This window comes from Bacteroidota bacterium (genome assembly GCA_016711505.1).
Taxonomy (GTDB): domain Bacteria; phylum Bacteroidota; class Bacteroidia; order AKYH767-A; family 2013-40CM-41-45; genus JADKIH01.
In genome coordinates this window covers 420,871-442,869 of record JADJSV010000002.1, presented here as the reverse complement: position 1 = coordinate 442,869, position 21,999 = coordinate 420,871, and the positions used below count along the sequence as shown (strand labels likewise).

At 37.7% G+C, this 21,999-nt stretch carries 16 protein-coding genes and 1 pseudogene; 7 read left to right on the top strand and 10 right to left on the bottom strand.

Features of this window, described 5'->3' with window-relative positions; translation table 11 throughout:
* Positions 1-16 precede the first annotated feature (16 nt).
* From IPL24_05535 to IPL24_05525, 3 genes are read right to left on the bottom strand one after another with little or no spacing between them, the layout of a single operon-like run.
* Positions 17-4,234 carry a hypothetical protein gene (locus IPL24_05535; protein MBK8363151.1) on the bottom strand — a complete coding sequence of 1,406 codons (4,218 nt, stop codon included), beginning with the start codon at positions 4,232-4,234 and terminating at the stop codon, positions 17-19.
* Positions 4,235-4,256: 22 nt separating this feature from the next.
* Positions 4,257-5,915, bottom strand: coding sequence for a hypothetical protein (locus IPL24_05530; GenBank protein ID MBK8363150.1), 1,659 nt, complete (start codon positions 5,913-5,915; stop codon positions 4,257-4,259).
* A gap of 23 nt (positions 5,916-5,938) precedes the next feature.
* Positions 5,939-7,969: a TonB-dependent receptor gene (locus IPL24_05525; GenBank protein MBK8363149.1), complete on the bottom strand. Its 2,031-nt coding sequence runs from the start codon at positions 7,967-7,969 to the stop codon at positions 5,939-5,941.
* Between the two features lie 431 nt (positions 7,970-8,400).
* Here IPL24_05525 and smc point away from each other — a divergent pair, with 431 nt between their 5' ends.
* The 6 genes and pseudogenes from smc to IPL24_05495 all read left to right on the top strand — a co-directional run bounded on the left by smc (position 8,401) and on the right by IPL24_05495 (position 16,682).
* The gene (gene smc, locus IPL24_05520; GenBank protein ID MBK8363148.1) at positions 8,401-11,955 is read left to right on the top strand and encodes a chromosome segregation protein SMC; all 3,555 of its coding nucleotides are present in this window, start codon (positions 8,401-8,403) and stop codon (positions 11,953-11,955) included.
* Between the two features lie 433 nt (positions 11,956-12,388).
* Positions 12,389-13,096: an ABC transporter permease gene (locus IPL24_05515; protein MBK8363147.1), complete on the top strand. Its 708-nt coding sequence runs from the start codon at positions 12,389-12,391 to the stop codon at positions 13,094-13,096.
* On the top strand, positions 13,093-13,872 hold the full coding sequence (locus IPL24_05510; GenBank protein MBK8363146.1) for an ATP-binding cassette domain-containing protein: 780 nt from the start codon (positions 13,093-13,095) through the stop codon (positions 13,870-13,872). Before IPL24_05515 ends, IPL24_05510 begins: the two co-directional genes overlap by 4 nt.
* A gap of 27 nt (positions 13,873-13,899) precedes the next feature.
* Complete coding sequence (locus IPL24_05505; protein MBK8363145.1) at positions 13,900-14,643, top strand: MCE family protein; 744 nt, start codon at positions 13,900-13,902, stop codon at positions 14,641-14,643.
* Between the two features lie 213 nt (positions 14,644-14,856).
* A complete protein-coding gene (locus tag IPL24_05500) occupies positions 14,857-15,684 on the top strand; it encodes an alpha/beta fold hydrolase (GenBank protein ID MBK8363144.1) in 828 nt (275 codons plus the stop codon).
* A gap of 78 nt (positions 15,685-15,762) precedes the next feature.
* Positions 15,763-16,682: pseudogene (locus IPL24_05495) on the top strand (YihY/virulence factor BrkB family protein).
* Here the strand turns inward: IPL24_05495 and IPL24_05490 are convergent.
* Genes IPL24_05490 through IPL24_05470 form a run of 5 tightly spaced genes read right to left on the bottom strand, consistent with a single transcriptional unit; the run spans position 16,675 to position 20,411 of the window.
* Positions 16,675-17,589: a hypothetical protein gene (locus tag IPL24_05490; GenBank protein ID MBK8363143.1), complete on the bottom strand. Its 915-nt coding sequence runs from the start codon at positions 17,587-17,589 to the stop codon at positions 16,675-16,677. The pseudogene IPL24_05495 and the gene IPL24_05490 overlap by 8 nt on opposite strands.
* A 35-nt stretch (positions 17,590-17,624) precedes the next feature.
* The gene (locus IPL24_05485) at positions 17,625-17,789 is read right to left on the bottom strand and encodes an FAD-binding protein (GenBank protein MBK8363142.1); all 165 of its coding nucleotides are present in this window, start codon (positions 17,787-17,789) and stop codon (positions 17,625-17,627) included.
* The gene (locus IPL24_05480; protein ID MBK8363141.1) at positions 17,786-18,487 is read right to left on the bottom strand and encodes a methyltransferase domain-containing protein; all 702 of its coding nucleotides are present in this window, start codon (positions 18,485-18,487) and stop codon (positions 17,786-17,788) included. Before IPL24_05480 ends, IPL24_05485 begins: the two co-directional genes overlap by 4 nt.
* A complete protein-coding gene (locus IPL24_05475; GenBank protein ID MBK8363140.1) occupies positions 18,462-19,616 on the bottom strand; it encodes a type III polyketide synthase in 1,155 nt (384 codons plus the stop codon). Before IPL24_05475 ends, IPL24_05480 begins: the two co-directional genes overlap by 26 nt.
* The gene (locus tag IPL24_05470) at positions 19,617-20,411 is read right to left on the bottom strand and encodes a UbiA prenyltransferase family protein (GenBank protein ID MBK8363139.1); all 795 of its coding nucleotides are present in this window, start codon (positions 20,409-20,411) and stop codon (positions 19,617-19,619) included. It abuts the gene before it with no gap.
* Between IPL24_05470 and IPL24_05465 the strand changes: the two genes are divergently transcribed.
* Positions 20,402-20,590, top strand: coding sequence for a hypothetical protein (locus tag IPL24_05465; protein ID MBK8363138.1), 189 nt, complete (start codon positions 20,402-20,404; stop codon positions 20,588-20,590). The two genes, IPL24_05470 and IPL24_05465, sit on opposite strands and share 10 nt — an antisense overlap.
* Here IPL24_05465 and IPL24_05460 read toward each other — a convergent pair.
* Together IPL24_05460 and IPL24_05455 are read right to left on the bottom strand one after the other, a co-directional pair.
* Entirely contained in the window at positions 20,568-21,065 is a 498-nt protein-coding gene (locus tag IPL24_05460) for a tryptophan-rich sensory protein (GenBank protein ID MBK8363137.1), read from the bottom strand. The two genes, IPL24_05465 and IPL24_05460, sit on opposite strands and share 23 nt — an antisense overlap.
* 109 nt (positions 21,066-21,174) lie before the next feature.
* On the bottom strand, positions 21,175-21,840 hold the full coding sequence (locus IPL24_05455) for a hypothetical protein (GenBank protein ID MBK8363136.1): 666 nt from the start codon (positions 21,838-21,840) through the stop codon (positions 21,175-21,177).
* Positions 21,841-21,999: the final 159 nt, after the last annotated feature.

The window sequence follows — 21,999 nt, the reverse complement described above, 5'->3', positions numbered from 1 at the left end:
CTTTGTTAAGTAATAATTAGAATGTATCAAGATCAATCGGACGAATAACTCCGAACCATTTTATAGTTCTTTCGCCAATTCCTTCTGCTGCGATATGAACGATGTAAATACCACTGGCGATTGGAACTCCTTTAGAATTCTTAAGATCCCAATCAAGTGATGAATCCAGATTCAGATCGATTCCATATGAACTACCAGCACTGTTGTTTTGACCAACGTTTCGGTTGAACTTACGAACCAATGCTCCACCAGGAGTGTAGATTGATATTACACACTTAGAAGGCAGGTTTACGATCTTCACTCTGTTATCGATCTGATTGATCTCATAAGAAGAGTATGCATAATAAGGATTCGGTACAACATTGATCAGATTCAATGCATTCTTCGCTACTTCAGTCTGCTGAACCTGAGGTTTCAGATTAGCTGTTGTGAATTTATAGAATGGAAGATTATTGTTTAATGCAGGATCTGCACCTGACACATATGAGCGATAAGGTTTTGTAACTCTAAACCGTATTTTCACATCATTATCAAGCAATGCCTGACCGGGTGTTAATAACGGAGCACCAACCCACATACAATCTTTCCAGATCTTTTTGACTAGTTTTCTATTATTAGCTGTCAGGTTTGATGCATTGATCGGCCACAAATTGCTATGAATATGTGCACCCATATCATAAGCAGGTCCCCAATAAGAAGTATCTCCCGGATAGATCGGAGTAGTTATAAGATTTTGTGGCGATGCCGCAATTGTATCTGAATAAGAACTTTTATTTCCGAAAATATAAATATAATGTTTACCACCTGCCTGCAGATTGAAGTTTCCTGCATTATCAAATGAACCTATATTTGATGTCGGATTCCAGATCATATCATTTCCATTCTCCTGAGGGTAACGACTGTCTTCACCAAAAGCAATATTCAAACGCTCTCCTGTTTCAAAATCCATTGCATAACCCGGAAACCAGCTATAACCGGAATCCGTGGCATTAGCTGAAGAATAATCTTTATCCAATGAAGGATGCTTACGAATTAAACCGTGTAATTGACTTCCTTCTGCACCGGCAGAATCAAGAGCCATTTCAAATACAACACAGCGCGTCCATTTTGATTTATCATTTGTCAAAACTAAATCAACGTTTGACAAATATTCCATTTTATCATAGAATGGAGCTGACTTACCTTGATAGATTGCAGCCGATGGTGCCGGAGTAACTTTACCAACTGAGTTAGTTGTAGAAGTTGATGCATTCGTAAGACGGAAAGGTGCCCATGCTCCACCAAGAGCTTTTGAGTAAAAATCGCTAGGATCAACGTCGATATAATCGGCTGCGGGATCTTTACCGGATATGATCCAGTTTAATGGTTCAAAGGTATTCTCATCACCAATACCGGATAACCAGCGATTGTTAGGATTTTCATACACTTTTGTTACTTCAATGTATCCATTTCCATCAGTGACTACTTCACCGGTGTTTTTCACCTGATTCATACTAATTGAGAATCCGTATTCAGGGAATAATTGATCATATGGGAATTCAAGAGATTTCAATGCAGTATCAATTTTTCCTGACTGTACATTTTTCAGGAACCATCTTGCACCGGCAACAATTTCGGCATTGGCATGATAAGATGTATCTGCATTGACCGGACTTGACAAAAATATGTCATATGGTCCGATACCGGAGAATCCTGTGATCTGTGTTCCCTGAGGGAAGAAATCATTACTTGAATTCAGGAAGTGACCAATTTGCAGTCCGTTGATACTTGCAACATTTCTAATTGTATATGAACTTCCATCGATATCACCTGTAAATGGAATTCTTGTGATCGTATCTGACAACCATAATTCGAAATCACCACCATCGATCTTGAAGGGATCATAAACGCGGATATCTACCGGGCCATGTCCTCCAACGTATGTAGGAGTTTGAATTTTATTTTGAGGAGTTGATTGATTGAAAATGATAGCATCGATCTGACTTTGTTTAATATCAAGTGTTCCACGAACAGAACCTGTAATATATCCGTTTCCAAATCCTGTATAACACGTTATCTCAGGACCATCGACATACTCTGCTCCTAATACTAAACCACTTTCTTCCGGAGTTGAAATGTGAGGAATACCGGTAAAGATCTCTATCTTTTCTCCTTTTGCATTCTGACGACTTTGAACATATGGCTGGCCATAAATTCCGACAAGACTATCTTCAAATGGATTCTGAACATCAGCTACTGCATCATAAGCATAGGCAATAGCGAAGAAATAATATGTTTTGTGATTCACTAATCTTGGATCACCGGTTGCAAATGCATCTGTTGTAACTTTAAATGTATGGCGTAATCCATTGTCTTCCCCATAAACTTCTTCAGACGGAACGAAAGCACTCAGGTTACCATCAAATACTTTATTTACAATCTGAGCAATGCCATTCTTTACATCACACTGAAATATCAAACGTGATTTATCAGCATTTTTTAAATCGTTTACAGAAACAGATGGATCTATTACCTGAAACACTTTGTAACCTTCAAAGCGGAAGATTGCATTTGGTTCTATAGGAATATTGATGTCTTTCTCTTTGTAATCTTCTTTACGATTGTTTGATCCTTCTTCATTGATGATAGAAAGAACCAATTCTTTATCAAGTTCACGTATTTTAATACTCGGAGCACTTGGTCCATCAATAACTCTGAAACAAGATTCAAACAAATTCTGAGCTTTCGCATCAGCGAGTTTCAATAAACGAACTGAAGCTTCAGGTCCACCTGATGAAGTACGAGCCCAAACCGCTCCTGTTGTAATATAATTGACATTACCCGGTTTTAATGTAAATGGTCCGGCTGACTGAAGAAAACGTCTGTCTGCAGGTGTATTTGGAGTAGAGTTCGGTCCGTCCGGAGTTGTTTCAGTCCAGATGAATTGAGCAACTGAATCCGTTCCCACCCAATCAGGATCAGAAGTTCCCGGGAACATGAAATCACATTCAACACCGCCTGATAAAAATCCATCACCCCCGTATACCATTGGAGATCCGTCTTTCCAGATACCTCTCAAATAGTTATAATAATGCTGAGCATTATCAGGGTTACCATTATCTGTTCCATCATTATTGTAGTAAACGAATTTAGACATGATGATTTGTTCTCCAATTTCATCGACTTCGCCATCCCGGTCATTATCCTTTAGATCAGAGGTATCAGCCAATGGTCCTTCAAAGAAATCCACACCTACTGCCGGTGGATTTGAACCATAACCCAATGCACCTTCATCTATTGCACGACCATTGTAACAGTATCCAAGTCCTCTTTCTACATCACAACCAACATAATCATCAAGGTAGTTACCCAGATCAGGATCTACCCACGCACCGAAGTACGTTTCGTTCAGATCTGTCGTTGCACGATTAATGATCTTGTAACGATAGAAAGTCATGTTATTGATCTCATCGCCTGTATTGAAAGCAAAAGCCTGAGCTTGAATTTCAACTCCTACAGGAAACTGGCTATTGGTTTCATTGTGAATGTTACCAACATCATTAAATACCCACCAGATCGTTTGATCACCTTTTAGTAAACTCTTATCGCAATTATCTAAATTACCATCGATGTTATATTTCGGGTAATCACCATTTTCATAAATGTAAACACCATCACCATCAGCATCGAAGAACGGTGCAAGAACAAAATTCTCACCGATTCCATTTCCCGGCCAGTTCTTTACATTTTCAGGTACAGGATAAGAAAGGTCGCCTTTGATCTGATACTCTAAATGGAAATTCTTTACTTCAGAAAGCGAAATATTCCAGTGCTGATCATAGGCTAGGCATTTCTCAGGAGTAATTGAAACAGATGCCACATCAATTGGACCCGGCCAGAAATCACTTCCTGACTGACGGTATGTTTGTGCTGCAACTTTCAGGTTGTTTGATCCTGCTTCAAGTCCACCGATCCAGATCGCTCCTGCAAACAATGAATGTTTTCCTGAACCAACAGGAATTTCATAAAGAGCATTACCGTCAAGATCCCACCACATATCACCGTTGATCCAGATTGGAGTACGGACGTTATTTATGTTAAGATCAGCCCTCGACTTCGACGGCTCACAACCTGCAAAGGTCTGATTACCTCCTGCCGGTCCGGAACCGCGGTGAGTCGAATTGACATTTTCTTTTGCAATTACAACTCCCGAAATACTCAGAAATAAAATCGCTGTATATATATATCTTTTCATTTGTTAAGAGTGATTTGTCTGATTAAAAATTAAACTGTACACCTAGGTGAATACGTCTTGGCTGACTGTAATTGCCAGGGTTATTTACCGCTAAGCGATAAAGATCGATGTAGGCTTGTGGACTTGCTTTACTTTCAATTGAATTCTGAGCAGTAGGAGAAGTAATATAACCATCATCACTTGGACTTCCTGTTGCTGCATAAACAGTGGAAACGTTAAGTGTATTCAATACATTCAATACTTGTAAGTAAACGTTTGCATAAACTTCTTTACGTGACTCACCATTTGCTTTCTTACCTGTTCTGATTGTAAAGTTCTTGTCAATTTTAGCATCGATCTTGAACTGCCAAGGATAACGTGAACCATTGATCTGACCGGCAATCACAGAACGGCTGTTTGCCGTTGTTGTGAAATCCGCTGTCGGAGTGATATTTGATTTACGAGTATAAGGTGTTCCTGAACCCGCACGGAATACAAGATTTAAACCTGCATCTGAAAACACTTGTTTATTGAACCAAACCGGACCTGTATAATTCTTACCTGAGCCATATCGGAAATCGAATGAGGTAACAAATGTGTGACGTTGGTCAAAACTCAATGGTTTGATCTCACGAAGATTTGTTTGTCCCGCCTGTGAAAGAATTCCTGAACTTGTATTTGCATCTGACCCAGTACCATCCGCAAACTGTAGCGTGTAGCTTATATTCATACGTACATTACTTGTACGACGAAGATCATATGCAAATGACAACCCCTTTACTGTTCCAAAGTCGATGTTACCATACGTACTATATTTTACAGGATATGCATAGTCAAGATTAATGATCTGAACCATGTCTCTGATTTCTTTATAGAATGCAGAAAGTGTAAATGCTGAACTCTTGGAAATTTTTTGCTGGAATGAAATTTCATAATCAGTTGTTGTTTCCGGTTTAAGATCAGGATTACTGAATGTACCACCAAGCCCTTGTGACCAGTTCAGATAGTAGATTGGGTTAAAACGGATCAGATCTCCATTTTGAGGACGTTGAGTTAAGATATCATAGTGAGCGGCAAAATATGCTTCATCCGAAATTGGGAATGAGAAGGCAATACGTGGCATTACATTCACTTGCGGCTCATAGTCTTTAAAGGCATTTGTATTTACTCTATTGCCTTTGAAATCACTGTAGTTTGATACGAATGGCTGAATTCCACCTGTTGATGTTTCTAACAACGGCTCAAGATCTGTGATACCAACACCTTCAGCATTGTACCATTGGCTTCCATCTCTGTAACCTAATACTTTTGTCGGGTTTTCTGAATTGTTCACATATACAGCATAATCACTTCCAATATTTCCCGGAACATTAGTAAGGGCTGCTACTTTATCATCTGATGCACTTCTGATCTCATATAATGAGTAAGCATCTTTCAATGCATATTGATTTGCATCAAAACGATCGACACGTACACCAATGTTGAAGATAACATCATCAAACGTAAACCTGTCCTGAATGTAACCTGCAATATATGTTGGTCTGAATGCATCGATTCTCCGGATATTCACACCATCTTCTTTATCAGAATAAAAATTATTCAGATTCCATGCATTGGAATTCTCTTCATTTCCCTTAAAATCATAACCATAATAGTTAATAAGACCACTTCCATTGTTTAATAATTCATCGGCAGTGAACATATTAATGTTAAATCGTGATGGTTCTATAGCATCTGTCTGAACAGTATCTGTGTATGAAACTCAAGGGCATCACGCATGTTTTCATAAAATCCTTTAACGATGTTTCCATCATCGTCAGTTAAAGGACTGTAAAGTGCTTGTGAATAATTGACAAATGTAACTGCACTATTACCTGAAGTAAGCGTTGAATAATATGCAGTATTTGGATCACCACCAATTAATCTTTGATTTGCCAGCAAACGCATCAATCCCCAAAGTGAGTTAGGAGTAATTGAGTATCCTTTATCTGTTCTTTGTTCGTATTCAAGACCTAGTACAATATTGTGATTTTTAATATCCACTGAACCATTTGTACTTACACGGATCTGACTGTTATTTTCAAGTGAATAACTTGTACGAACACGACCCGGTGTAGACCAGATTCCGTATACATCCAATCCACTTCTATTATCACCATTCAAAAGTCCTCCATTAAGAAGAATGTCTCCAAGTGTAGATTGATATCCTGCTGTTCCAAATGGATCAGTTAACTCATAGTACTGAGATGTGTAGTTTGATGTGTATGGATTTTGCGTCCCCGGAGTAAACACAACGTTGGTATCAAGGTTGGCTGTCTGAAATAATACCAGACTATCTCCACCTGCAACAGTTGAATCTCTTGTGAAAGTCCCATAAAAAGGAACTGAAGATGTTTCAAACTTCCCAACATAACCGTAGTCAAAAATCCTGTCTTTGTGAGTTTTACTCTGAATAACTGTGTAATCATTTGAATAATCAACCTGAACAGAATAAAAAGCATTTTTCAAAACTGAAGTTGAATTCTCTTTCGAATCAGAGTTGAAACGTTGAGTAATTTTTCCAAATACTCTCCAGTTTGTATTGATCGTCTGTCCATTCTCATCATAATTCATTAATGAATAAATGTCAGTATAATCACTTTTATCAGAACGCTCTATTGAACCTCCAAAAGTAAGTGTTACATTTTTCGCAGGACGAACATCTAATTTTGCATTCAGACGAAATGCATCTGCAGCCACATTCTCACGGTAACTTTGCTTAGTCAAGTCCGACATTGTAAAATAATTCGAACGGTGAATGTAATTTGTTCCTTGTGGAGAACGTACCAAAGGTTTAAGACGAACATCAGCTAACAGCTCATCATTGACTTTATATACATCAATTCCCGGAGGAGTTGGATCTTTGTCATATTGATATTCACCGGCAATAAAGAAGCCGGCAATTGCCTGATCAGATTTTTTTGTTGTATCTTTTGAAGAGTAAAGTGGACCTGAGATATCGAATGAAGCAAGGTTATAACCGAAATCATCTAAAAATTCAGAAGTTGCCAATTCAACTCCACCACTCCATTCTTTAGATGGGCCACGTGTTGTAACAGAAATGATACCACCGGTTGCATCTCCATATTGAGCTGGAACACCACCGGTGATTACTGTGATCTGTTCAGTACCTTTTTGTGGCAAACCTACTCCACCACGAACTTTAATACCATCAACATAATAAGCAGTACCATCAGAACGGGAACCCCGGATATTCAATGCGCCGCCTTCTTCTTTCTGGAATACACCTGCACCTGCAGATGCTAATGAATTTACATCACGAGTCGGAGCTTGCTTTATTTGTTCCTTATCAATAGTAGTTGTTGTAGCAGGATTACCCGGATCAATCAAAGGAATTACATATTCAGTTATAACAAATTCTTTGATCTCAATACCTTTTCCAATACTAAGATTAATGAAAGTGATTTTATCAACTGAAACCAGAATTCCAGTTTGTTTTGCAGGCTGATACCCAACTGAAGTAACCTCAATATCATACCTACCCGGATTCAACGGTTTGATTACATAATTTCCATCGATATCCGTTACAGCACCTTGAACAATAGAATTATTCATTTTAGCAGTTACAGTCGCAAATGGCGCTCCCTCAGAGGTACCGGATTCCGTAATCTTACCACGAATCTCACCGGTCTGTGCCGATGAATTAATTCCGAGTAAAATAAGTACGACTAGTGATAGGTATAACTTTCGTCCCATAGTCTATGTTTGAATTTTGTTAATTTTTCGTTAATGTGGGTGGTAAAAGTATAAATTGAATACTTAAAACCAAAACTAATTTGTGAACGTCTAACACTCTGATCAGCAGGAATTTCTTAGACCTTTCAGCGGTCCTCCAAAAATTCAAATGTTAAAATGTCTTGACTTTTCGCAATTTGGTCGCAATTTATTCATTTAATCATAACAACCAAATTTATGAAGTCCCCTTTTCTAATTTGCTCGAAATATCAAGACTTTTCATAAATTGTGTGTCACATGCTTGTCACCATATTTCTTAAACATGAAGGTGTAGTTTCTCAGGAAACATTAAGATGCAGGTTCTCCACAGAAAACCTGAGTTATTAACAATACTGGCGTTGCTGAGTAAATAAGTTATTTTTGCGCGTCATTGAAAGAATAAAATATTTTTTATGCGCTTAACCAGTTTAGAAATTAAAGGCTTTAAAAGCTTCGGAGACAAAGTCACGATACACTTTGATAAAGGTGTTACGTCTATTGTCGGTCCAAATGGTAGTGGAAAATCGAATGTTGTCGATTCTATCCGTTGGGTATTGGGTGAACAAAAAACCCGTATGCTCCGCTCGGAAAAAATGGAAAACATCATTTTCAACGGAAATAAAAATCGTAAACCTGCAAGTCTTGCTGAAGTTTCTTTGTCGTTTGAAAACACAAAGAATATTCTTCCTACAGAATATAGTACGGTAACAATCACCCGACGCTTATATAGAACAGGCGAAAGTGAATACCTGCTTAATAATGTAACATGTCGACTGAAAGACATTACAGATCTTTTCTTAGATACTGGGGTCGGTTCGGATAGCTATGCCATCATTGAATTGAAAATGGTCGATGAGATCCTCAATGATAAACATAACGCAATAAAGAATCTTCTTGAAGAAGCAGCCGGGATCTCCAAATATAAGATCCGGAAAAAACAAACGCTTCAGAAACTGGAAGATACTGATAACGATCTGAAACGTGTTGACGATCTTTTATTCGAGATCGAGAGAAACATGAAACAACTCGAATCTCAGGCGAAGAAAACTGAACGCTATTATAAACTGAAAGAACTTTACAAAGAACTTTCAACTGAGTTGGCTTTATTTACAATCTCAGGAAGCAAGCAAACCTTTGATGATCTTCAGGCGCAGGAAACTAAGCAACAGGAAGATAAGATCGCTTACGATACACAACTTGACACGAACGAAGCCGAACTTCAGCACGTAAAACTTGTTGCTCTTGACCGTGAAAAAGAATTATCGGAATCACAAAAAGTATTGAATGATAAGATCTCTTTCATCAGACAATATGAAAACGATAAAAAAGTAAGCAATGAAAAACTTACTCATCTGAAAGATAAGGAAGCATCACTTTCTAACCAGCTTTCAAATGACAAGGCAAATTTAATAGCAACACAAGATCAGTTAAAGCAAATCGAAGAAGATCGCTTTAATGAAGAAGCTGCACTTGAGCAATTGCAAAATCAGCTCACTGAATTAAAAGCTGCGCTTGATATTACCCGCAGTAGTCATGATCAGATGAAAAGCGATATCCATCGCATGACTTCTGAAGCTCAGGGTATTCAGGTTTCTATGCATGAGTCTGAAAAAAGTCTGGCGATTACACAGACGAAAAAAGATTCATTGCAAAAAGAGATAGACAGACTTTCTTCTGACACTACCGATAAGCAAACTGAACACGATGAGCTTCATAGTAAAGCTGAGTCTTCCCGTTCTTTGAAAGAAGAAAAGGAAAAAGCATTGAACAGTTTACTTGAAGGTGAAGAAAATCTTGCTCATGATATTATCCGCCTCGATGAAGAACTGAAGAAATATACTGAAGAAGTAATTTCCGAAGGCCGTAAACTTGATGCCAAACAAAACGAATTCAACCTTACAAAAAGTTTACTTGAGAACTTAGAAGGCTATCCTGAATCACTACGTTATCTGCGTAAGAATTCTTCCTTCACAAACCGCGCTCCTCTTTTCTCTGAGATCCTGAATTGTCAGGCTGAATATAAATCAGCGATCGAAAATTATCTCGATCCTTATATGAACTACTTCGTTATCGAAAATATCGAAGAAGCAAGTAAAGCAGTTAATCTTCTAAGCGAAGCATCAAAAGGCCGTGCGAATTTCTTTATCCTGAAAAATTTCGAAGGCACTCCTGTTAATAATCCTGACTCTATTCAGGATTGTATACCTGCATTAAGTATCATAGATGTTGAAGACAAATATCAGGATCTGTGTAATTACTTATTACGTAATGTATATGTAGTTACAGAAAATCAGGAAAACACTCCGTTCCTTCAGCAGGATAATTCAGGAATGTCGTTCATTTCCAAAAATGGTAAATTCTGCAGAACACGTCATGCATTATCAGGTGGATCTGTCGGATTATTCGACGGAAAAAGAATCGGTCGTGCTAAGCACCTGGAAAATCTTTCTAAGGAAATAACAACTCTTTCCGGAGAACTGGAGAAAACAAAAACTTCGCGAGACGAAGTTCAATCTAAACTTCAGCATTCAAAGCAAACTAAAGAGAGACTTACTTCAGAAAAAAACCGTCTCAATCAGGAAGTAAATAAAGCTACGCATGAATTCTCTTCATTGAAGAATAAAGCTGAACATTTATTTACATCAGTTGAGAACAATAAAAAAATAGTTGAAGGCTTGTACATGCAATTGCATGCAATTGATGATACACTTCAGCAAAACAACTTAAGCTTCCAGGAGCATTTGTTGCAATTGCGTTTACAACACGATGATATTTCCGGACAACTCACCAACCTTCAGGCAGAATTCAATACGCTGACTGAAACTATGAATGGTCAGAGTACCGGTTACAATCAGCATCACATCGTTGTGATCCAGCAGCAGAATAAGATCGCAAATATTATCCGTGATCACGCTTACAAGACCGGACTTCAGGAAACATTGAATAAAAACATTGTTACCAATACTGAAGAAGTTGAGAATGTACAGCTGAGAATAAAAGAATTACTTGACACTTCAACTGATTTCGATGCTCAATTGATCGGATTGTATGAAGAGAAAGAAGTTCTTGATCAGTCTGTAGCTGCAATTGAAGCTGAATATTTCAAATCAAGAGGAGCAATCGACGAACTTGAAACGAAGATCAGAAATATCCGTCATCAGAGAGAGCAATGTGATCAACTTGGCACTGCGATAAAAGACAAGACGATGGAATTGAAGATCTCTTTGAATTCATTGAAGGAACGTTTGAGTGTTGAATTCAACATCGACATCAATGAGATCATTGAAAAAGATCCGAATCCGGAATACAATGAAGATGAATTACGTGAAAAAGTAAATAAGCAAAAAGGCCAGCTTGACAATTACGGACCGATCAATCCGATGGCAATAGAAGCCTACACGGAGATCAGCGAGCGTCATACTTTCATCATTACTCAAAAAGATGATCTTGCCCGTGCAAAAGAATCGTTGTTGAAAACAATTGAAGAAATTGAGATCACAGCGAAAGAGAATTTTATGAATGCCTTTACAATGATCCGTGAAAACTTTATTAAAGTATTCCGTTCATTATTTACTCAGGACGATGATTGCGATCTGGTATTGATGGATCCATCGAATCCGACAGAAAGTGATGTACAGATCATTGCAAAACCAAAAGGAAAACGTCCGTTGTCGATCAGTCAGCTTTCAGGAGGAGAAAAAACTCTTACTGCTACTGCCCTTCTCTTTGGAATCTATCTATTGAAACCGGCACCGTTCTGTATCTTCGATGAGGTTGATGCTCCTTTGGATGATATGAATATTGACAAGTTCAATAACATCATCCGCAAGTTCTCACAAGAGTCTCAGTTCATCATCATCACCCATAATAAACGTACAATGGCTGCTACAGACATTATGTATGGAATTACTATGGTTGAGCAGGGTGTGACGCAGGTAGTTCCTGTTGATCTGACAGAGATGGCTTAATTTGCTACTAACTTACTTTTCAATAAATAATTTTTTAACACAGAGAAAGAGGAGAAAAAAAGGGAGAAAATAAAGATCTTTATTTCTCCCTTTTTTTCTCCTCTTTCTCTGTGTTAAATTTTTTCCATTCACTACTGCCTGTTTTTTCTTTAGCATTTAGCATGTATATTTTTCAGGATTCGTCACACAATTTTATTTTCTCTCTTTATTTTTTCATGGCTTAGATATTGCCAAGTTAAAACAACAGAGTCTACTGCCAAGTCTAAAGCCCATTGATTTGGACAATATGTCCATTTGAGTACTCAGTAAACATTCATTTCAAGAGATAATTGTATACAATATTCCCCACCATATGATCACAGCTAAAATTAAAAAAGTTCAAATTGAAAAAGCTGGCGGATTTCTTTCCGATGTTGCTGATGCTTTTCTGTTTATGTCACAAATTGTAAAAGCGACATTCTCGCGTCAATTTGAGTTCAAAGAATTCATGAGTCAATGCTTTCAGATTGGAAATAAATCATTGGCGCTTGTTTCTATTACAGGTCTGATCATGGGACTTGTATTAACCATTCAATCAAGGCCTGTACTTGTAGATTTTGGTGCAGTGTCAATGCTTCCCGGAATGGTTGCTATTTCCCTCATCAGAGAAATGGGGCCGGTGATCACAGCTCTTATCTGCGCCGGAAAAATTGGTTCAGGTATGGGTGCTGAACTTGGTTCCATGAAAGTAACTGAACAGATCGAAGCGATGGAAGTATCATCAACGAATCCTATGCGCTTCCTGGTTGTAACAAGAGTACTTGCTGCAACACTTATGATCCCAATCCTTATTCTTTATGCCGATATACTCGGAATATTCGGGAGTTGGCTGGGTGCAAATATTAAAGGTGATGTAACGATATTACTTTTCTTCAATCAGGCTTTTGCAAATGTTGAGTTTATTGATTTCCTCCCAGCTGTTGTAAAATCATTCTTCTTTGGTGCAGTGATCGGAATTGTCGGATGTTATAAAGGATACAATGCCGGTCGCGGAACTGAAAGTGTTGGACTTGCCGCAAATTCAGCTGTCGTATTATCGTCATTGCTTGTAATTGTTGTAGATGTCATTGCAGTACAAATTACTGATATAATGATGTCATGAAAACAGAAGAAAAAAATATGAATCAAGAAGAATCTCCGGTGAGTTCGAATGACACAGCTATTGAAATCAAAAATCTGAAAAAGTCTTTTGGCCCACAAGAAGTATTGAAAGATGTTTCACTGAAATTGAAAACAGGTGAGAATCTTGTTGTGCTGGGTAAATCAGGGACAGGAAAATCTGTGCTCATAAAACTTATCGTTGGATTACTTTCCTCAGACAGCGGTGAAATAAATGTGTTTGGGAAAAACGTGCTTGAAATAGATAAAAAAAGTCTGGCTGAAATCAGAAAGAAGATCGGATTTCTCTTTCAAAGCGGAGCCTTATACGATTCAATGACTGTAAAACAAAATCTTGAATTTCCATTACGAAGAATTAAAAAAGATCTCGATGAAAAGCAGATCGATGCAAAAGTTCTGGAAGTATTAGAGAATGTCGGACTTGCTGACGCATTAAACAAAATGCCTTCGCAATTATCAGGTGGAATGCGGAAACGAATCAGTCTGGCCCGAACGATCATTGTAGATCCGCAGATCATGCTCTACGATGAGCCAACTACCGGACTCGACCCGGTTACCTCAGATGAGATCAGTGTTCTTATCAACGAAGTAAAAGAAAAATACAAAACATCGTCCATTATCATTACTCACGACATTAAATGTGCATTGAACACAGCTGACCGTATCGTAATGCTAAACGACGGAACAATTTACAAAGAAGGAAGTCCGGAAGAATTCACTTCATCCGACGATAAATTAATCAAATCCTTCTTCAACTAACTTAAAAAAAGAAAATCGAAATAAATTATGGAAGCACATTCTCAAAAATTTAAAATCCGTCTCGGTCTATTTATCATGGGTGGATTATTGTTGTTCATCATTGCTGTTTTTATTATCGGCAGACAAAAAAATCTATTCAATCCGGTCTTTAACCTGACTTCCACATTCTACAATGTAAGCGGATTGCAAGTCGGAAATAACGTTCGGTTTTCAGGAATAAATGTTGGAACAGTCGATAATATCAAGATCATAAATGACTCTACAGTAAAAGTGGATATGATCATCCGTCAGGAAGTCAAACAATTCCTGAAAGAAGATTGTGAAGTTGCAATCGGTTCAGAAGGATTAATTGGCGATAGATTGCTTATCATTACACAGGGAAGTGCAAGTGCAGGTCCTGCTATTGAGGGTCAGGAACTTGGTTCTATCGAGCCGGTTGAAACCGATGCAATCATGGCTAGTCTGGAAGTAACTGCCGGAAATGCTGAAATAATTTCAGAATCTTTAGCAGAGATTATGATGAAAATAAACAGTGGACAAGGTACCTTAGGCAGATTAATTCAGGATTCAACGATTGCCGAAAATTTCAATCAAACAATGCTTAACCTGAAGAAAAGTAGTCAGGGCCTGAATCAAAATATGGAAGCTGCCAAACATAACTTTTTGTTGAGAGGCTATTTTAACAAGAAAGCAAGAGAAGCTGAACGGAAGAAGAAGGAAGCGGAGGAAAGGAAGAAGGAATTGGAGGAAAGGAAGAAGAATGAAAAATGAAATGAAGTGGAATGAAGTGGAATGAAGTGGAATGAAGTGGAATGAAGTGGAATGAAGTGGAATGAAGTGGAATGAAGTGGAATGAAGTGGAATGAAGTGGAATGAAGTGGAATGAAAAAATTAATTTGATAAAAAGATTGGAGTTAATCATTATATTTCATGGTTATATTCGCAGAAAAGTAAGTGGTGCTAATTACTAATTACAACAAAAAAATGGAACTAATCAGAGGAACCGACATTTACATTAAAGTCAATAACGTCAGGGTATGTTATAATGATTCGGGTGATAGTGCTATACCGATTTTATTCATTCATGGGTTTCCGTTTAATAAGGATACTTGGCAACCACAGGTAGAATTTTTAAGAGAACGGCACAGGGTGATCACTTATGATGTAAGAGGATTCGGTAAATCTGAGTTGGGCGATGATGATGCGAGTATTGTTCAATATGCTGATGATCTTATTGGATTGATGGATGCTCTGGAAATCCCGAAAGCAATTGTTTGCGGATTGTCAATGGGCGGATATATTTTAATGAATGCCGTTCACCGTTATCCGGAACGATTTGAAGGATTGATCCTTGCCGATACTCAGTGCAATGCTGACACTCCGGAATCAAAAGAAAAACGATATCAGAGTATTGAAAAAATAAACACCGATGGAACAGAAGAATATGCTGATGCATCGGTCAAAAATCTTTTCTGCAAAAAGACCCTGGACACCAATACAGAACTTGTAGAAAAGATCAGAACCGTTATCACTTCTACTCCACCGGAATCTATCACATCAACATTAAGTGCCTTGGCAACACGTAACGACGCATGCGTTTTCTTAAAAGAAATTTCCAATTTCACTCTTATCATTTGTGGCAAGGAAGATTCGATCACTCCGCCTGCAAAAGCTGAATTTCTGAATACATCCATAAAGAACTCATCCGTTGTGATCATTGAAAATGCAGGTCATTTATCCAATCTGGAAAACCCTGACGACTTCAATCATGCAATGGGAAAATTCATTACAAAAACACTTGCACGATTCTAAGGAAGATTTTTTTCTTCATTTCTAATTTTTTAAACAAACAGGAAGCATTATATTTATTGCATCATTCTTATGAAACCAATGAAACTTATAAAGGCCCTGAAAGGGACCGGTCATGTTCTCAAAGAAACTTTCAATGAATTTATTGACGACAATGGAATAAAACTTGCCGCAGCTCTCTCCTACTACACTGTATTTTCACTTCCACCTCTTCTTATCATCATAATAAGCCTGAGCGGGTTCTTCTTCGGAGCAGAAGCCGTAAGAGGTGAAATTTTTGGACAGATCAATGGCCTGGTTGGCAATGCTGCTGCATTACAGATCCAGGAGACAATTAAAAATGTCAAGCTTTCGCATGCAAGTACTTTTGCAACAATACTCAGCGCAGTTATTCTTCTTATCGGTGCTTCCGGAGTATTTGTGGAAATTCAGGATTCAATAAATTATATATGGGGAATCAAGCTAAACCAAAAAGAGGCCTTGTCAAATTTCTTAAGAACAGACTGATGTCTTTTTCAATGATCGGATCAGTAGGGTTCTTACTGATGGTTGGACTAATCGTAAACTCTCTGATGGATGTGCTCAATAACAGACTGGAAAAAATATTTCCCGTCGACATGATCTACCTTTTTTACACAATGAATTTACTTTTGGTTTTTCTGATTATCACCTTACTCTTTACTGTAATTTTCAAAACACTTCCGGATGGAAAAATTGCGTGGAAAGACAGTGTAATAGGTGCAGGATTCACAGCCTTTTTATTTATGATAGGAAAATTTGCAATCGGTGCCTATCTTGGAAACTCTGCCCAGGATGATATTTATGGTGCAGCCGGATCAATAATTCTGATTCTGATCTGGGTTTATTATTCTGCCATCATACTTTACTTCGGTGCTGAATTTACCAAAGTGTATGCGCACAAACACGGAATGAAGATCATTCCAAATGACTACTCTGTCCTGATCCTAAAAGTAAAAGAAGAAGAAATCGAAGCTAACTAAAATGGTTTCCATGCGTCAGCCTGATCACCTTAGCTGCAAGTGACGGAACAGTTTTGAAGAGCGCAATTACACCTTTGTTAAAAGGATATTCAGAAAATTTCTGAAGATATCTGCTGAATTTTATCCGGCTTTCAAATTGATTGCGCCAGAAATTTCTATAACGATCAGTCAACTCCGTCACAGTGATCGTATTTTGAAAATAATTATCAAATTCTCCTGCAAGAAAATTTGCTGAACGAAGAGCCATACTCATGCCATTGCCGGTGACCGGTGAAATACTTCCTGCTGAGTCTCCCAGATAAAAAATTCCATCATCTGCCGATTTCTTTATTTTAAAATTAATTCCACTGATCGTTACCGGAATTTCAAAAACAAATTCTGCCGACTGAAATATTTTTTCAAGGTTTTTATTCCGGAACAAAAACTTTTTCTCCATTTCAGAAATTGAATTTCCTGCCTGAAGTAATTTTTTGGAATTTACTATGTAACATAAACAGGATTTTCCATCTTCAATTTCTGAAATCCCGCAATAACCGCCGGGAAAATTATGAATCCCAATCTGGGCTGAATCTCTTTCTGTTTTTACATGATACTTTACCCCAACATAATTGATCCCGGCTTGCTGACGGTCAACAGACTTCACTTCAAAATTTGATTTCCTGCCGGTAGAATTGCAGATAAGTTTTGCATTGAAATCTCCGGTTGCTGTTTTAATCATTCCTTGCTCAACTCCCGACCTGACAACTGCAGACACCTTAGAATTGACAACTACATTCACTCCGGCTTCCAATGCTTTTGTGTACAACAAATTCTCAAGCACATATCTGCTTATTCCAAACCCGCCAAGATCAAGTTCGGTTTTAAATTCGGAACCTCCGGTAGTTGTAAGCAGAAATTTTTTTATCACTGGCAATTTCATCGAGTTTAATACCGGACAAAGTTTCAACAGATACGAATGCGATTCCATTGAAATGTATTCACCACATACTTTGTGTCTGGGATAATTACCTTTTCAAAAACAACTACTTTCCGTCCTCGCATTGCAAGATCATTGGCAAGTGCAAGTCCTGCCAATCCACCGCCAATTATTGCAACATCATATTTCATTTGCCGGCATAAATTAAATACCTGAAAGCCCAGATCCATTTTACAGAAAAGTCAGTGTATCCGGAATCGTTGACAAATTTTTTCAGTTCATCTTTTTTGAAACCTCTCAACACAGACAACGGAGCATCATTTTTGACCAATCTTGATCGTGAAAAGAATCCGGTCAGAAGTTTTATGCTGTAATATGCAAATGGGTTCCGGTGAAGATCGTTTATCAGAAGGGTACACTTATTTTGAAATGCAAACTTAAACAATGCTGCAATTTCTTCATCGTTCAAATGATGAAGAAACAAACTGCAATGAATTACATCTATTTTATCAAGAAATTCACCTGAAAGATTGCGGTAATCATCGCAGATCAAGATTTTATTAATGAGCGCCGACAGGTTTTTCGTCGCATAAGCAACACACTCTGGTTTCAGATCAACTCCATAAAAGAAAACATTTCGCTTTTGATCTTTTGCAAATTCAGCCATCACCATGATAGAATCACCACCTCCAAATCCAATGTCCAGAACATTTATAACATGCTTGTCTGTTTTACTGAAAACGGTTTTTAATCCTGCTAAAGTTGCATTGTAACCACCAAGTAATTTATTTATGGTATTCAATTCCTTCAGATTAAGATCCAGTTCTGAAGTCTCAATCATTTCATTATCCAGGATCTCCTTCTTATCGGACCGATGACGAAAGCTCATTGATGCTTTTTCTGTTTTTACTTGTGACTTCCGGTAAAGTTGAAGAAAGTTTGAGCATTTCAATATTTAAGCCCGGGCCAAATGCACATGTAAAGATCTTTCTGCTTATACCGGAACTTTCATCTCTGATTTTCAAAAGCATTTCATTCAGAATAAATAATATTGTTGGTGACGACATGTTTCCATATTGATAAAGGACATTAAGTGAATCCCGGACAGCGACATCCGACAAAGAAAGACTTTGCTGCACAGCATCAACTATTCTCACTCCTCCCGGATGTATTGCCCAAAGATCAATTTCTTCCGGATCGCATTTCAGAAATGATTTAACAACAGGTTCGATGGATGAACCAATAGCATCAACAATGTGTTTGCTCAGATACATTCTGAAAGCATTAGAAGAAACATTCCAGGTCATAAGATCCATAGTCCCCGGAATATATGCTGATCCGATATCATCAATGTGAAGTACCGGCAACTTCTTTTCCTGTTTAAACTGATCGCCACAAACAATGGTAGCAGCAGCTCCATCTGCAAAAAGAAGATTTGCAAGTACATCCTCATCCTCTACGGAAGGAACGAAATGCAATGAACACAATTCAACACATACAATTAAAACACATGCTTCCGGTTCTGCTTTAGCAATGTACTGCGCATGTTTCAGCGCCTTAAGTGCTGCATAACATCCAAGATAATTTATTCCCAGCTTTTCAGTATGCAGTAAGCCCAGATCTTCAGCTAATAAAAATTCAAGTCCGGGCGCAGAAATTCCTGTACAAGTAACAGTAATAAAATGTGTGACCTGTCCGGGCTTAACTTCAGTCTGCCTGAAAATTTTTTCGATAACGGTTTTTCCCAATGCAACTGATTTCACATTGAATATTTCAAGGCGTTTCTCAACTGAAGGGTTCATTACTCCATCAACAAATAGTTCAGCTTTCTTTCCGTTAAAATCAGGAATACAACTGTACCGATTCTCAATCCGTGTTTTTTCACTGATGATCCGTAATTTTTTACGAATAGGGTCAGCAGAATTCTTTTCAAGTGAATCAGAATAAAATTCCACCAATTCATTTTTACTGACAGAATATTCAGGAACAGCAGTGGCTATGTCGAGGATGTAAGGCATTTACTTTTTAATTAACAGAATTATAAAAAATACATTGTTTAATACAGAAGAAAGTACAAGCATGGTCATCGTGTTCTTGAAATTCACATGCCTGTTTTCCCTGAAAGACCTGAATGCCCAGAAGAGAAAATAGACTGTTGCAGGCATCATGATCAGATTAAACAAAATGAAATTTTCCATTGAAGTATCATTGTTAAATGTCAGATAGACAAAGACAGTTGAAAGGAAAAACATAATTGCCGAAAACACAAATGTGCCGCGTTTACCTAATACCATACTTAATGTATTAACGCCATCTTTTGCATCAGATTCATGCTGATAGATCTGTGTCAATGGATATACAGTACCAATAAAAAACGATGCCGCTATTGCTGAATAAAGAACCGGACGCTCCGAAATCATAGCCGACGAATCAAAAGCAAAGAAATTTGCGATAAAAATCCACGCTCCCTGAAGAATAAAAACGATGAGAAATCCTGTTATGGGATACTTTTTCAATCGGATCCTTCGGTTACTGTATAATCGTGAGGCTATTATGTAAATCAGTACAAATACGCAGAAAGCCGGGTTGATCATCATTGCCAAAACAACTGCAGTCAGGTCCAAGACATTTGAAACAAAAAGTAACGACTTAGTCGGCTTAGGTGGCGATTTAAGCCCTCCTATTGGCCCTTCATCCCGGTCATTAAAGCTATTATAACCATTACTGGAAGGAAAAACAAGGATATGCCATATGAAGATCACAAGCCAAAATCTCAGATCAGGTTGTGGTCGGATATAGTAGAATGAAAACAATGATATCGGCAACAAGAATAAAGAAAACGGAAACCGCAGAAGTTGAATTGTATTATAAAGCGGTTTGGAAAACATCAGATCCGGAATTTAATATGTGTTATGTCAGCATAAACTATCGTAAACTTTATATTCCTGATCCGGATCTCCCTGCTCAAATTAATTCAATTGCCAGATCGTAAAATTCAGAATACTTGCAAAACAGACCCATGAAATATACGGAATCAATAACCAGGAAGCAACTTTTGAAAATGGAGCAAATTTGAAAATGGTTATAATTATTGAAACGACCATCAATACTATGACTACTAATGAAATCGACAAGGAATGAAATTTAAAGAACACGATTGACCACCAAAAATTAAGGAATAACTGCAGTGCAAACCACAGCATAGCATTTTGCTTTGCTTCTTCCTGTCCTGTGCCAACATCTTTTTTCCATACTAATGCCAATGAAATTCCCATCAGAAGATAAAGAGTTGTCCACACAGGAGCAAAAATAGTTGACGGCGGGTTCCATGAAGGTTTTTGAATTTCGCTGAACCACGGATACATTGAAGGCATTGAAATAATAGAACTTATGATGCCTGTCAATTCACAAATGAGTATAGCTACAACTATTTTGAAGATAAAAGACGACTTTTTTTGACTATTCATTTTGTAATTCGGGAATTGTAATTTATAAATCGAAATTAGTAAATCGAAATTCTTAATTCGAGAATGCCCTATCTTATAAAGCAGAATTCGAATTAGGAATTACGAAAATTCACTTAACAGCTACTTTGGTGGTCAGGTCTGAAAATTTTTGGGGATGATCGTATATTATACCTTGTGAAAACATATTTGATATTTTATTTCCATTGCTGATCATTTTGTCAAATGCAATTACTTCCAGATCATACTCTCTTACTATTCTCTGCTTAAGGGTTTCATAAGTCAAATCTACCTGAAGATTCATGAGAGCTTTCAAATCTTTCAGCATCCACTTTGGATTCAATTGATGTAGATAGTCAGCAATTTTTCCCGCACTCATATTCCATCGTTGTTTTGCTTCTTTAGCGAGAATACTATCGGTTACAGAGGCAGAAATTACTTCCAGCTGAAAATTCAGATCAGAGTAAAATAATTCTGTCAGATTATCACCTGCTTCTACTCCGAAAAAATCTTTAAAAATTCCACTGATCTCTTCCTGATTTTTTATAAGTCTCCACATTGCCTGATCTTTCCCTGGCAAAGTATCGATTATACATAGCATCAGGTTTCTGGACCAGAAACTGTTTTCCTGCAAGAGCGTGTTCATTCTCCCACGTAATTCAACAGTAGTGAATCTTGAACCTGAAACCTTCACAGGGGCTATTGCAGTGGCCTGTGAGAAAGCCTTATTGTTTATTAGACCAAGGCAGAGAATCAGAAGTATAACAGCGCGAGTCATTGCATGAGGGTTTTAAAGCCATTCTGTGTATTATACTGATCTCTAAAAAAATATGCCAATTACACTTAACTACATAGGTATTATCGTCAATAAAAAAAGGGAGTCCGTAGACTCCCTTTTAAATATATCATATCACCCTGTAAATTGCCAGCTTATTTC